The organism is Spirosoma migulaei (assembly GCF_054776855.1).
Genome location: NZ_BAAHBG010000037.1, coordinates 91,590 through 106,061 on the forward strand (window position 1 = coordinate 91,590; position 14,472 = coordinate 106,061).

The window sequence follows — 14,472 nt, forward strand, 5'->3', positions numbered from 1 at the left end:
ACGGATCAATTCGCTGAGGGAGTACCGGGCGACCGGCGTAAAATGTCTGCCAGTGTGTTATAATCCACGGTAATAATAAACCCAACTCCTGTTTCAATAATGTATCCATCCAGTACAGCCTGATAGTCATTGCGCCGGTATGCTCTAAGCACATATCGACCGTCGCGCGTAACGTTGTAGTTAGCAGATACGTTGTCGAATACCTGGTTCTGACTGGGTGTGGCTGCGCTGGCCGAATTGTCCAGAATGAAGTTTTTGCCTACCGAAACCGTGACCCTGCCAGATAGAAAACTCCGGGATAGGCCCACGTTCAAGTCGGTACGGCTGCCGTTAGTGGTACCGCCCGTATTGGCGCTACCTGCCTGCGACAAGAGATTAAAGTCTACATCAAACCCTTTTAGCACATTCGATGCCAGCCGCCCTAACTGATCAGACAGGAGTTTACTAACACTACCAAGGGCTATATTTTTCGCCTGGGTATCCAGCCCGCCATTGTCCGAACCCGAGAAGAAATCCGATGTGTTTTCGGGTAGGAAGCGGTTGAGAATCAAGAGTGCAAATACCTGCTTATTAATCTGCGACTGATCCTGCCGTAAGGTTTTTAACTTCGCTTCAATGTTGTTACCCAGTTCACTATTGGATGCATCTGAATTATTTTCGACTTCTGGCAAACGAATATCAAAGTCTAGTTTCGGAGCGGCTAAGTTGTTGCTTATACCTAAAGCTACTTCGAATGGCAGTTTGCGTTTAAGGCCTGCTGCGTCCGTGGTTGTCATCTCGCTACCGACTAAATCGCCGGGGGGGACCGAAACTTTGTAGATGGCGGTCATATTGATATCGGCTTTGAGGGGATCGCCCGTGAAGTTGATATAACCGCCCTTCTGGATCTCAAACTGTCGTTTCAATACCTGATAGGTCAGTGAATAAGAACCCTCAGTCACTTCGTAGCGGCCCAACACGGTCACCTGGCCAGAGGCATTGACGCCCACATTGAGCTGTGCATTTCCCCGCACTCGCAGGTTATCGCCATTAAGCTCATCAACGACGATGGTTAACTCCGATTTCTCATCCGCTTCGAGGTCGAGGGAAATCGTCGAATTGGTGAGTTGATCGAAGGCGAGCCTGGGTGTTTTTAAACTATCTGGTTTCGGTTTGTATAGATACTTGGTCAGTACCAATGAGTCCTTGTGATTGATAAACGTGACGATCTTGTTAGACTCATCCGCATTTAATGACTGGTCGGGCAGGACCATCGATATTTTGCTATCCTCATCAAGTCGGATCGTACCATTGACCGAAGGACTGCTTCCTGTTCCTTTGATCCGTAGATCCGAGGTAATCGAGGCTTGTCCGTAGGCATAGTCATTGTCTTTCCGAGCAGCATTCAACACCTGAAAATGATCCGCCCGAACGCGTAGATTATAGGCTACATCTGGTAAGTTTTTAAGAACAACGGTTCCATCAGTTGTGAGGATACGGCCCTTTTCATCTCGTAACTTAAATGAATTCAGCGTAATCGTCTGGCCCGAGAATGCGAGTTTCTCCTGATCAATATGGTAGGTTGCATTCAGTTGCTTGATGTTAAACGCCACCGAGTCGAAGGCTACGCTACCGTCCATGACGGGATTGTCAATCGCGCCCGCTACCGTGAAATCACCAACAAGCTGACCCTTTGCCTGGCGCAGTTCACCAAAGCTGAAGGCTTCAATGGTGCGGGCATCTAATCGGTTCAACTTAATAGCCAGATCAAGCGCTTGTTTGGCGTTCTCTGGGTTATAAAAACCTGTTACGGTTGCGTCATTATAAGGTCCTGACAGGGCTGTGTTGACGTTGATTCGGCCATCCGAGCTATTATTAAAGCGGGCGGTTAGGTTACCGATAGGCTTATTCATCACCTTCAGGCTATCCACATAGATAGACCCGATGAAGGCGAGACTACTTGTCGTACTCATGTAATCGCGCACAACAATGGTACCGTTCAGCTGTCCGCTGGCCAGGGTTGTATCCTGATTGGCCAATCGTGCCAGATTAGCCAGCTCAATGGATCGGGCCGTTACCCGAATGGGGGCGTTGCCATACTGTTCTGTATTGTTTATTTCAAGTGATTGCTGACCTGTTGCAATGCGTATATTATTGATCAGTACGCCATCTTTACCATATTGGGCGAAGCCAGCAGTATCAGTTTGCCAGCGTTCGTAATTGGTAAGCAATCCATTGGGGGCAAATTTGAAGCGGTAGCTAGAGTCAACAACACTCAATGTGCCCGCAAGACCATGAAGATCCTGATTGATGGAGTCTTTATTGACAATGGCAAATCGGAACTGGTTATTGGCGGCTACCCCATTTAGATCCGTTTGCCGGATGTTCATGCCGTTATATAACACACCATCAATTTGCCCATCAACTTTCAATTGATTGTTAGCTCCTCTCAGCGCAAATGTGCTCCCTTTTAACGTCGTAGTGTCGTACACAACAACACCTGTGCGCAAGGTAGCCGATAGGGTTGTATCGCGACTATTGTCCAGATAAGCGTCAAACCGGACGGTATCCAGACGGGTTAAATCAGGGACAAAGGCCTGAAATAATGGATTCTGATACGCTTTTAGCGATAGTGTAAAGGCGTGTGGTGGCGGAATTCTCTTGTAGGCTAACGAAGGCAAAGCGATATACTGACTGATTTCACCCGCAATGATGTCGTAGAGTTGTGCGTAATTAAACTGCCCGTTTAGTTTGAGCTGAGCACCCGGCAATCGGGCAACTACGTTTTTTGTGTTCCCATCCGCGGCTAATCGGGCGTAGAGCGAATCAATGGGATAGCTCTTCCCATTCAGACTCAACACGGCGTCACTCGCCGAAACGGTGCCGACGGGTTTGGCCGGATCGGTAGAAGCCATGTCGAGGATAATCTTTCCTTTGAGTGAGAGCGGGTCTTTATACAGTTTTAGTTTTTGCAAGTTTAATTCCTGAATAACCGTTTCGCCAACCACACTCGGAAATTCGCCTTTCAATCCGACTTTCGTATCAATCGTTAGGTTCGCATTGGGATCGTTAAGAGCACCGGTTAGGTTTAGTAACCCATTGGCTAATCGACCTTTTGCATCCAGATTCTGGTACGTATAGCCGTTCAGATCGGCTGATTGTATGGCTAGATCAAAATTAGTTGTCAGCGTTTTTACGTCGATACCGCGCCCATCAACGGTGGCCCGGCCGGTTATTTTACCAATGGTACCCGTTTGCTTGAGCCACTTGCCCGCATCGAACTCATTGAGCTTAAGCGTTCCTTTATAGGTTTGATTTTTACCCGAAACAAAGCCCGCCAATCGTCCATCGAAATCTGCTGTACCCCATTCGGTATTTACTTTCGTATCTAAAATAAGGTCATTCAACTGACCATTAATTTTTCCGGTCAGTTTTATAGAAGGTGGTAACGCAATGGATGAGGGAATGGACCCTTTGGGAGCCAGCTTGTTAATATCGGCCAGGCTGGTGGTTGCTTCCTGCACCGTCATGGCTACACCTAAATGGTCAGGATCGGTTACGTTTGTCAGCTTACCACTGGCCCGGACTCTCGTGCCGGAGAGCATGGTCAGTTCAACACGCGGCAGATTCAGCGCAGCCAATGTACCCACGGCCTGAGCGTTGGCTTTGAACACGCCCCCTTTGTTCCCTGCAAAGGGGGGCGTATCGGCTAACGAAGGTGCCAGTTGAAGCACGTCATCTACCGATAGGCGACTGTCGCGAAGATTTACCCGAACGTTCACTCGCTTGGCAAAACGTGGGTTGCTCAACTGACCGAGCGAATCGTAACGGAGTACCAGCTGATCCCGAAGGAGGGTGGTTGGTGTTTGAATATAGAGCTTAGTCAGCGTAGTAGTCGTATCTGTGTAGAGCAGATTTCCGTCAAGTTGCTGAAGTACAAAGCCACTGGTTGCCCGGAAACGACCATTGCGGAGCTGTCCGCTAATGCGTTGGCCACGCTTGCCTAAATCCTGATAAACCAGAAAGCGCCCGTCGATACCCAGATTTCGTAAATCGAGGTGCCCATAATCCAAGCCTTGTTTCTGACGAGGTGCTGTTTCGTCATCGTACCGAATGCGGTTGTTAGCAAACCGAACATTGGTGACTTTTGCTTGCCATCCTGGGGAAGAGGAAGTTGTGGCTGTTGGAGCCGTAACGGTTGGCTTTTTAGTAGGTTTGGTTAAAATGGCAGCAACATCCGCATTGGTAAGGTTGAGGGATTTGATACCAATTTTTTCGCCCTCCAGGTATAAATAATCCGACTCCATGGCCAATTGCTCGGCGCTGCCCTGCGTTTTGAAATCGGCGGTTTCAACCCGAATGTCCCACTTGGCATGATTGATCTGCCATTTTCCAAGAGCAAGATCAAGTGTATCGCCGGGTTTACTGGGTGTACCTGGTGGCGTAGGCAAGCCTTCGTACAGGCGCGTATACACGTTCAGTCCGTTGGCTGTTACGTTCGATAAATGGTATTGGGATTTGTTTACGTCAGTCTTGTCGAACGTGGCCCGAAGGCTATCCAGGTAGGCGTTTACATCAGCTCCTGTTACATCATCTTTATACTTAATCCGAACATCCCGAAGCGCAATTCCCGTCAACTTAATGGCCATTGGCGTCGATACAGTGTCGGAGGGTTCGGGGGCGGTACCTGTATCAAACGCGTCGAGGATATACTGAAAGTTAAACGCAGTGTCGGGTAACGTTCGGGTGACGTTCAGGCGAATATGCTCCAGCTCAATCTGATTCAGGGCAACTCGGTTGTTCAGCAAGCCCCACATATCGAGGTCCACTCGCATGCGGCCACCATTTAAAAGTGTATCGCCCTTGGGTGTTTTAAAGAAAACATCTTCTAACTCAATCCAGTCGGGAATCGAGTATGTAACGCGACCAATATGAAAGGGCGATTGAAGTTTTTTTGCGAGGTAGGAGTTCACCTGCTTCGTTACGAACTGCTGCCCCCAGGGTGTAGTTGCCACAAGCACCACGAATCCCCCCAGCAGCAGAACGAGCGCAAGGATACCAAGAAGGACACGAACGATCAGTTTCGCCACAATAAATTAAGTTTTCCGGTTGGCTGGAAACCGGTTTAGCGTTGTACAGAGATAACAAGGTTTCCTTTCATAACTCGTCTGGAAGGAAATATGTTAAGCAGATAATGTCAAAGCTACTAAATGTCCAGAAACATCTACAATTTTTCAAATTGAGCAGCCTGGCTAACCAGTTTAAAAGCTCTTTAGTCTATACGCGCTTTGCCGTACTATTGTTGCTATACGCTAGTCATTGGCATCAACCAATCGTCTAATCAGCTAACCTTTTGTAAGGTGCAAGGACTCTTTCTTGAACAAGTTGTTGCAGACACGGGGTGAAGGGGGTAATTTTGGGCTTCACTTCGGTTCAACCATGAGCAACCTCTTTACTGCTGAATCCATTATCAGTTTATTAACCCTGACCTTTTTGGAAATTGTCCTGGGTATCGATAATATCATTTTTATTTCCATAGCGGCCAATAAGCTTGCCAGGAAAGACCAGCCTAAGGCCCGGAATATTGGTCTGGCTTTGGCCATGGCCTTTCGACTCGTACTCTTGCTGGGAATTTCGGTAGTTATATCACTCAGCAAACCGTTTACGCACATTGACGCTGGCTGGTTTAAAGCAGCCTTTACAGGGCAGAGCCTGATTTTGTTTGGTGGGGGATTATTCCTGCTCTACAAAGCCACCTCCGAAATTCACCACAAACTGGAAGGGGGCGACCATGAGGAAACGGGTAATGTGAAAAGCAAAACGACCGTTTCGAGCGTGGTTACGCAAATTGCTATTACCAATATCGTTTTCTCGATCGACTCTATCCTGACGGCAATTGGTCTGACCCAGAACGTAGCCATTATGATGATTGCGGTAATCTTATCTATCCTAATCATGATGTTCTTTGCCGGACCCGTCGGTAAATTCGTAAATGACCACCCCACGATTCAAATGCTTGGGCTGACGTTCCTGATTATGATTGGTTTTATGCTGGTAGCTGAGGGAGCCCACCTGTCGGAAGTTGTCATCTTCGACCAGGAAGTGGGTAGCGTACCCAAAGGTTATCTCTATTTTGCGATCGCGTTCTCACTCCTGGTCGAATTCCTGAACATTCGCCTGCGTAAAAAACAGAAACCTGTTAAGCTGCATTCCTACGAAGGCCAGCCCGATCAGGATGGAATGATCTAATTTTGGCGATTCGTTGAGTGGGTGAAGTAAGTGCAGTCGGTTTTAGTGACCATACTTACTTTACCCACTTCCCCTAATCCACTACTTCACTCACTTCACGAATCCCTGATTTGTCCTTAACCGATCAATTACACGACATTATCAATAGCCTCGGCGGTTTTGGACCGGAGGTGTGGTTGTCGGCGTCTTTTTGTGTGCTGCTGGTAGCCGAACTGGTATTCGTTCGGGTTATGCCGATGCCCAGGGTTCGTAAATGGTTGGCTGGATTAAGTGTTGGGATCGTCTTGGTTGCTGGCGTTTGGGTTGTGCTAGCGCCTACGCGAGGGTACCTATTCATGCATCTGCTGTTTGTTGATAATCAGGCTATTTTTAGCCAGGTTGTTATTGCGTTGAGTGCAGCAGTTGTCCTGCTGTACGAAGCGTTCACACCATCGGAGCAACTGGGTAGCCGACCGAAATTGCCCCTGGAATGGTACTCATTACTCGTGGCTATGACGCTTGGTTTGTTTGTGATGACTCTATCAGTCAACATGCTAAGCATTTACCTGAGCATTGAGCTGGTTTCCATCTGTTCCTATCTACTAACAGCGCTCACCGCCGATCGTAAGGCATCTGAAGGCGGGATTAAGTATCTCCTGTTTGGGGCGATCAGTTCAGCGATCATGCTGTACGGTATGTCGTTACTCTATGGTATGACCGGCACGCTTGATCTTACCGCTGATGTGTTTGGGGCAGAACTCGCCCGGCAAGATACAGCTGTGGCTACAGTAGCTATTCTGCTAACGGGAGCCGGATTGTTTTTTAAGCTGGCTGGTGTTCCCTTCCACGTCTGGACCCCCGATGCGTACGAAGCCGCTCCAGTACCCGTGGCGGCCTTCTTTTCGATTGGGCCCAAAGCAGCTGCTGTACTAGTTCTGATGCGGATTGTAACGGCCCTGCCGCAGGAATCGTCTTTTGGTGGTGCTACGGCGAGTTCATTACAAACGCCATTGGTTATACTGGCGCTGGCTGGTATTTTGATTGGTAATCTGTCCGCCCTGCGTCAAACCGATGCGAAACGACTATTAGCTTACTCAACAATTGCCCATGCTGGCTTTTTGCTGGTGGGCGTTGTGGCCATGAATCAGGCTGGCTTTGAAGCCGTGTTGTTCTATGTTGGCACCTACCTGTTTATTTCGCTGGCTGCTTTCTTCCTGGTCGATTTGCTGGCTCGCAGTAATGGCAGCGATTTAACGATTAGCAGCTTTGCGGGATTGGGCACCAAACAGCCTTTATTGTCGGTAGCCCTGACGGTGGTTATGCTTGCCCTAACGGGTTTACCGCCAACGGTTGGTTTCACCGCTAAACTCCTGTCATTCTCTGCGCTTTACGATGCTTATCAACATACAGGGAATGCCTGGTTACTGGCCTTGTTTGTGCTTGGCCTGCTGAATGCGTTGATTTCATTGGTGTATTATCTTAAAATTCCGTTTCTCCTCTTTTTTCGGCCGATGGCTTCCCGATCTGAGCCTCAGTTAGCTCTTCCAGTACCCAAAGTTGCTGCCTGGCTGGCTGTTGGATTAGTCATGCCCATAATCGCTTTATTTCTGAAACCAGAGCTTCTTTTACATTGGTTGGTGAACTGGTAACTAACCTCCATTAGATCAAATGAACCTGTCGACGTTCAGAAAAGGGTACTTTTTTCGTTTCTTTGCTCCTCAATACGTTTTCTGTGCCTATGAATCCGGTCCTGGATATGACCCTCGATGAACTGTTTGATCAGTTCGATAAACTCCGCGTTCTGATTATTGGGGATGTTATGCTCGACTCCTATGTATGGGGGCGCGTTGAGCGAATTTCGCCCGAAGCACCCGTTCCAGTCGTAACGGTTGATCGGCGGGAGTTGCGCCTGGGTGGTGCGGGTAACGTATTGCTGAATGTACAGGCACTCGGTGCCGAAGCAATTATTTGCTCAATTATCGGTACCGATGGGCCGGGTGATCAACTTCAACAGGAACTCTGCGACCGAGAATTGAACTGCGATGGCCTTATCCGAAGTGCTGACCGAATTACGACGATCAAAGAGCGGATTATTGCTGGTTCGCAGCAGGTGGTGCGTGTGGATACTGAAACCGATAAATATATCACATCTACCGAACGGGCGCAGTTAATTGCGAAAGCAAAAGAGCTGATTCCGACCTGCCACGTCGTTATTTTTGAAGACTATGATAAAGGTGTTCTGAGCAAAGAAGCCATTGCCGAAATCACCGACTTTGCCAATGAACAGGGCGTTCCAACCGTGGTTGATCCGAAGAAACGCAACTTCCTGTCTTATTCGAATACCACGCTTTTCAAGCCAAATTTGAAGGAGTTGCGTGAAGGCCTAAAAGTTGAATTCGACGTAGACAACGCTGAGGAGTTTCAGGCAGTTGTTACCCAACTGAAGGAGACGCTAAATCTGAAAGGCGCGCTTATTACTCTCTCGGAACGTGGCGCTTTTATTGACTACAACGATGAGCAACTGAAACTCCCCGCCCACGTTCGTAAGATTGCCGACGTATCGGGTGCGGGCGATACTGTGATAAGCATTGCTGCTTGTTGTGTTGCCCTAAAACAATCGCCGAGTATTATTGCGGGCTTATCGAATCTTGGTGGGGGGCTAGTTTGTGAATCGGTTGGCGTAGTGCCAATTGATAAGGCACTGCTAAAAGAAGAAGCGAAAGAGAATTTGTAATGTAACGTGGTTGGGCTGCCAACCCTGTGGAAAGCTACTTAGAGGCTCACTCTGCGTGGTGCCGGGTTCTAAAACCCGGCACGAGTAGGTTTTGAGAAACCTACTCGTGCCAGTTACTTGTCAGCAATATGTTAGGTTTCTCAAAACCTAACATGGCAGGTTCTAAAACCTGCTATCACGGACTCGGAAGAGGTTTGCCTTTACAGCACCGAAAACTCCTTCACCGCATCCACAAAGCACCTTGCTTTGTCGGGGTCAGTATCGGGATAAATGCCGTGGCCAAGATTGGCAATATAATGCTGGTGGCCAAATGAACTGAGCATCTGCTTTACTTCTGCCCGAATCTGGGAAAAATCAGCGTAGAGAACGCAAGGGTCCAGGTTGCCCTGCAAGACCCGGTCTGGGATCAACTGTCGTGATTCGTGCGGGTCCATGTTCCAGTCAAGACCGACAACATCGCAGCTCAACTGCCCAATTTCGTGCCGGGCGAAGAAAGCACCTTTGGCAAAAACCGTTACGGGTACGTCCGTAATAAGATCGCAAATCTGTTTAATATAGGGTAGTGAAAACGTGCGGTATTGTTCGGGAGAAAGAATGCCCGCCCACGAATCGAACAACTGGATGAGATCGGCTCCGGCGCGTATCTGCGCCTGCAAATAGGCAATGGTACTATCCGTAATTTGCTGAAGCAGTGCATGGGCAAAATCAGGATCGGTATAAAGTAGTTTCTTGGCTACCGAGAAGGTTTTTGAGCCTTTACCTTCAGTCATGTAGCAGAAAATGGTGAACGGCGCTCCCGCAAAACCAATAAGCGGTACCCGGTTGTTCAGCTCTTTTTTAGTGAGTTTAATGGCATCCAGTACATAACCCAGATCACTTTCGGCATCGGCTACACGCAGTCGGCTCAGGTCAGCCATGTTGCGAACCGTGGTTGGGAAAACCGGTCCACGACTTTCGATCATTTCATAGGGAAGCCCCATTGCTTCGGGTACTACCAGAATATCGGAGAAAATAATAGCGGCATCCACATCGAACGCATCGACGGGCTGAATGGTCACTTCAGCTGCTAATTCGGGCGTTTTTGCCAGGGTTATAAAACTGCCAGCTTGCTCCCGAACTGCCCGGTATTGGGGTAACACGCGTCCGGCCTGGCGCATCATCCAAACCGGTACGCGCTCGGTCAATTCGCCCCGTGCTGTGCGGAGCAGCAAATCATTTTGTAAAGTCATGGTGCAAAGATAGGTTTGAAAAGAAGATCTTAATTGCTCAGTTGTATTGATGATTGCTCTTTAAGGTTAAATAGCTTAGATTTCACAATATTTCAAAATTTGGGAAATATTGTGAAATAATATGGGAAAGATAGAGGTTCCACCTGCTAATAAACCATATGAGGTCTATTTTCAGAACTTTATAGAAAAAGGGTTATTGGGCCTACATGCTGACTTATATAAAAAAGGGATTATTCGAAAAATAAATGACGATTATCTGTATTGGAGTGAAGTAAAATATAGAGTACCTACAGAATATAAGGATGTGCTCACACCTATTGACTTATGGTCAGTTGTAAAAGAGGATCGTTCGCGTGGCAGACGCTACATTGAGCTGGCCAACCATGGGTTTTATTTTACAAAGACAGATTCACTAGAGCAACAGCTCCATGAGTTCGATTTACACTTGGCAGGGGCTCTTGGTGAACAGGAAACGGCTACTAGTGAAGCGGATAAGCACCACTATCTTATTGGTTCTATTATGGAAGAGTCTATCGCGTCGAGCCAGATTGAAGGTGCTGTTACATCGAGGTTAGTCGCTAAAGAAATGCTTCGGAAGAATCGTGCACCACGAAATACTTCGGAACGAATGATCGTCAATAATTACTCAACTATACAACACATTGTTAAAACAAAAAAGGAGCCTCTGACTGAAGCAGGGCTATTAAGATTACATCAGTTAATTACTGAAGATACTTTAGAGAAACCCAACGAATCAGGCCAATTGAGGCAAAACGACGACATTTATGTAGTTGATGCCATTAATGGGGATGTCGTTCATGCGCCACCTACTCATAAGTCTCTGCCAGCATTTGTTGGCGAGTTATGCCACTTTTTTAATGATGAGACACCCGATTTTTTTATCCATCCGGTTGTAAAAGCAAGCATTATCCATTTTCTGATTGGCTATTTTCATCCATTTTCCGATGGAAACGGACGAACGGCACGAGCCTTATTTTATTGGTATCTCCTGCGTAAGGGCTATTGGTTGACGGAGTATTTATCTATTTCCCGAATTATTATGCAGTCAAGAGCACAGTATTATAGGGCCTTCCAATATGCTGAAGCCGATGAAAATGATCTTACTTATTTTGTTCTCTATCAGGTAAAAACGCTTAGCCGGGCGTACGATGAACTAAAGAAATATATTGACCAGCAAAACCAGGAAAAACGCCAATTACTAACCTTACAGCGTACTGAAAAATTGCCGCCCCGTCAGGCGCAGATAGTGGAGTGGGTACGACAGAATCCAAGCGGTACGGTGTCTATTAAGGAAATTGAGACACGGCTCGGCATATCCAATCAAACTGCTCGAAATGATATCCGCGCTTTGGTAAAAGTGGGGTTTCTTGAGGAACTGCCAATCAATGGAAAAGAGAGACATTATATACAGGGCGAACGTTTGACCGGCAAATCGTAGTTTTGTGCTTTACACATAGCTATGCCTTCTCTCTTTATCGATGCCGAACGTTTACGTGATCTCAACAGTGGGTTAGGTCAGGTGTGTTTACATTTGGGGCACGAACTTGTTCGCCAATGCCCAACTAGTTGGAACCTTACGTTTCTGGTACCAAGAGGAAAATCAGGCGTTTTTGGCGATTCGGTATCCTATATTGAAGCATCCTGGCGACGTAAGATTTGGATTTCCGGCCAATATGATGTTTGGCACTGTTTACATCAGGACTCTGTTTATTTACCACGTCGGTCTCAGTCGGCAAAACTAATGCTGACGATTTATGACCTGAATTTCCTGGAACGGGCTGATTATTCAGAAGCTAAAAAAGCCCGACGAATTGCTCAGCTTCAGCGGAAAATCAATCGTGCATCGTTGCTCACTGCTGGTTCAGCTTTTACGGCGTCGGTGGTTAAGGAACATCTGCATGTTCCTAAAACATTGCCTTTGAAGGTCGTTTATACGGGCGTAGCTGTCAACCCAAACAACACACCCGTCGATTTGCCTGCAGGCTCCCCGATTGTCCAATTCACTCAATCATCTTTCTTTCTCTTCGTCGGCGTTATTCATCCAAAGAAGAACGTGCATACGCTTCTTCCACTACTTGAAGCCTTTCCTGATTATCGGCTCGTTCTGGCCGGTCCCGACCGCCATTCGTATGCGCAACACATCCGCGAACAGGCCGAGAAACTCGGTGTGGCCGATCGGTTGTTGATGACTGGCGCAGTCGATGAAGCCACTAAATTGTGGCTCTACGCCCATTGTGAAGCATTTTTATTCCCATCATTGACGGAGGGGTTTGGACTACCCGTTGCCGAAGCTATGACATTCGGTAAGCCCGTATTTACCTCGAAGCTAACGAGCCTGCCCGAAGTAGGTGGCAAAGAAGCCTATTATTTTGAAAATTTCGAGCCAGAGAGCATGGCTAAAATTGTGCACGATGGGCTACACGACTTTGGCCAAAACCCATTGCGTGAAGATCGCCTACGCCGACGAGCCGCCGGTTTCAGTTGGCCAAGTGTGGCGAAAGAGTACTGGAAATTGTATGAGGAGTTAATCGGATTATCCCCTATTTAGCGATATGACAACAGAATTTCAATGCCTACAGGTTTCAGAAACTGAACCGAAGCAATTTAACCTGGCGATTACCACAAAGCATATCGACGAATTACCTGCAGGCGATGTCCTGATTCGGATTTGGTATTCATCGCTCAATTATAAAGACGCGTTATCGGCTTCGGGGAATAGGGGTGTTACCCGGAATTATCCGCATACGCCGGGTATTGATGCCGCTGGCATTGTCGAAGAGTCGACAGATGAGCGCTGGAAAGCCGGTGATCAGGTGATTGTGACGGGTTTTGACCTGGGCATGAATACCAGCGGAGGTTTTGCGCAATATATACGAGTTCCGGGCAACTGGATCGTGAAACTTCCGGATGGAATGACTCTCCGGGAGAGCATGATGTATGGAACGGCGGGTTTCACGGCTGGATTATCGGTACAGGCGCTGATCAAAAATGGGATTACGCCAGATAAAGGCCCTATTGTGGTAACCGGCGCAACGGGGGGCGTTGGTTCTGTAGCCGTGGCGATTTTAGCGCAGTTAGGCTATGCTGTTAGCGCCGTGAGTTCAAAGGAATCCGCAAACGATTTTCTAACCGCGTTAGGCGCAACCGAACTGATTCCGCGCTCCGACATGGAGGATCAAACAGGTAAAATACTGCTAAAACAACGCTTTGCCGGAGCAGTCGACACGGTGGGTGGTTTGGTGCTGGCAACGGTACTCAAAAGTCTGAACTATGGTGGCGTGGCCACCTGTTGCGGTATGGTCAACGGGGGCGAATTACCTACTACCGTATTTCCGTTTATTCTACGTGGCGTTCAGCTTGCAGGTATTGATTCAGTGGAGCATCCCATCAATCAGCGACCTTCACTATGGCAGTTGCTGGCCACCGACTGGAAGCCTGCTGGCTTGGAAAGCCTGGTTCACGAATTAAGTTTAGCTGAGGTTCCTGACGCCATTCAAACCATACTCCAGGGTAAAATGCAGGGTAGGGCATTGGTGCGAATTGATTAACACGCTTTTTCGGATTCAACGACTTGGTACGTATTCATACAGTAACTCCTGCATAAAGTGAGAAGTAAGCATAAATAAACATAGGCTTGCGAAATAAAGCGATACTAAAATTGCTTGAATTGGGACTGGAAGAAGGGGTAATAGCCAGAAATAGCCCATAATCCCAGTGCTGTAGATTATCAGCATAAGTATACTCCTACGTTTCATCAGATACAACGTCTCTGCTGGGACGTTATGAAAACCATGTTGAAAAGTAGCTTTCATATAAGGCCACAGCATGCCTAGTATAGAAATCAAAACTCCTGAGAATAGCCCTGTAAGCATGCCCTCAGAAAAGGTAACCCATTTGGGCTCGGCTATCGGATCTGGCAATAAAACAACAAATGAGAAAAGAAGGAGTAGGGCATAAGAAGGTATTGTTTGTCGCCAAAGCAATGGCTTCTGAAACTGGCTAATCAATGCCTGACGCCATTGTTCGTCATAATGTTTAAACGTTACGCGATTGTACTGACGCTCCATTTTTTGTAACCCCTTACGACCACCGAAAGCCTGTTGAGTATCAGTCAAAGCAGTTTCGAACGCCATGCCCTGCGCTATGCGTTCGGCAATGGCTGTAGTGTAATGGTCGGTCAGTTCAAGAATTAGCTCTTCGTCCGTGAGTAGGTTTACCTCGCGAAGATGGTAGTCAATAGTAGTGAGTTGGGCGGGAGTGAGCATGGTATCTACTTGAATT

9 protein-coding genes are annotated in these 14,472 nt (G+C 47.6%); 6 read left to right on the top strand and 3 right to left on the bottom strand.

Annotated elements, in window-relative coordinates; genetic code table 11:
• Positions 1-5: 5 nt before the first annotated feature.
• Entirely contained in the window at positions 6-5,069 is a 5,064-nt protein-coding gene (locus tag ACYVGO_RS33255; RefSeq protein ID WP_460973045.1) for a translocation/assembly module TamB domain-containing protein, read from the bottom strand.
• A 349-nt stretch (positions 5,070-5,418) separates the two neighbouring features.
• Between ACYVGO_RS33255 and ACYVGO_RS33260 the strand changes: the two genes are divergently transcribed.
• The 3 genes from ACYVGO_RS33260 to ACYVGO_RS33270 all read left to right on the top strand — a co-directional run bounded on the left by ACYVGO_RS33260 (position 5,419) and on the right by ACYVGO_RS33270 (position 8,941).
• On the top strand, positions 5,419-6,228 hold the full coding sequence (locus ACYVGO_RS33260; RefSeq protein WP_460973046.1) for a TerC family protein: 810 nt from the start codon (positions 5,419-5,421) through the stop codon (positions 6,226-6,228).
• A gap of 110 nt (positions 6,229-6,338) precedes the next feature.
• Positions 6,339-7,856, top strand: coding sequence for an NADH-quinone oxidoreductase subunit N (locus ACYVGO_RS33265; protein WP_460973047.1), 1,518 nt, complete (start codon positions 6,339-6,341; stop codon positions 7,854-7,856).
• A gap of 89 nt (positions 7,857-7,945) precedes the next feature.
• A complete protein-coding gene (locus tag ACYVGO_RS33270) occupies positions 7,946-8,941 on the top strand; it encodes a bifunctional heptose 7-phosphate kinase/heptose 1-phosphate adenyltransferase (protein ID WP_460973049.1) in 996 nt (331 codons plus the stop codon).
• A gap of 200 nt (positions 8,942-9,141) precedes the next feature.
• Here the strand turns inward: ACYVGO_RS33270 and hemE are convergent, their stop codons facing one another.
• The gene (gene hemE, locus ACYVGO_RS33275) at positions 9,142-10,170 is read right to left on the bottom strand and encodes a uroporphyrinogen decarboxylase (protein ID WP_460973050.1); all 1,029 of its coding nucleotides are present in this window, start codon (positions 10,168-10,170) and stop codon (positions 9,142-9,144) included.
• 121 nt (positions 10,171-10,291) lie between these two features.
• Here hemE and ACYVGO_RS33280 point away from each other — a divergent pair, with 121 nt between their 5' ends.
• From ACYVGO_RS33280 to ACYVGO_RS33290, 3 genes are read left to right on the top strand one after another with little or no spacing between them, the layout of a single operon-like run.
• On the top strand, positions 10,292-11,629 hold the full coding sequence (locus tag ACYVGO_RS33280; protein WP_460973051.1) for a Fic family protein: 1,338 nt from the start codon (positions 10,292-10,294) through the stop codon (positions 11,627-11,629).
• A 21-nt stretch (positions 11,630-11,650) separates the two neighbouring features.
• A complete protein-coding gene (locus ACYVGO_RS33285; protein ID WP_460973052.1) occupies positions 11,651-12,739 on the top strand; it encodes a glycosyltransferase family 4 protein in 1,089 nt (362 codons plus the stop codon).
• Between the two features lie 4 nt (positions 12,740-12,743).
• Complete coding sequence (locus ACYVGO_RS33290) at positions 12,744-13,739, top strand: YhdH/YhfP family quinone oxidoreductase (RefSeq protein WP_460973053.1); 996 nt, start codon at positions 12,744-12,746, stop codon at positions 13,737-13,739.
• A gap of 15 nt (positions 13,740-13,754) precedes the next feature.
• Here the strand turns inward: ACYVGO_RS33290 and ACYVGO_RS33295 are convergent, their stop codons facing one another.
• Positions 13,755-14,456, bottom strand: coding sequence for a hypothetical protein (locus ACYVGO_RS33295; protein WP_460973054.1), 702 nt, complete (start codon positions 14,454-14,456; stop codon positions 13,755-13,757).
• Positions 14,457-14,472 lie beyond the last annotated feature (16 nt).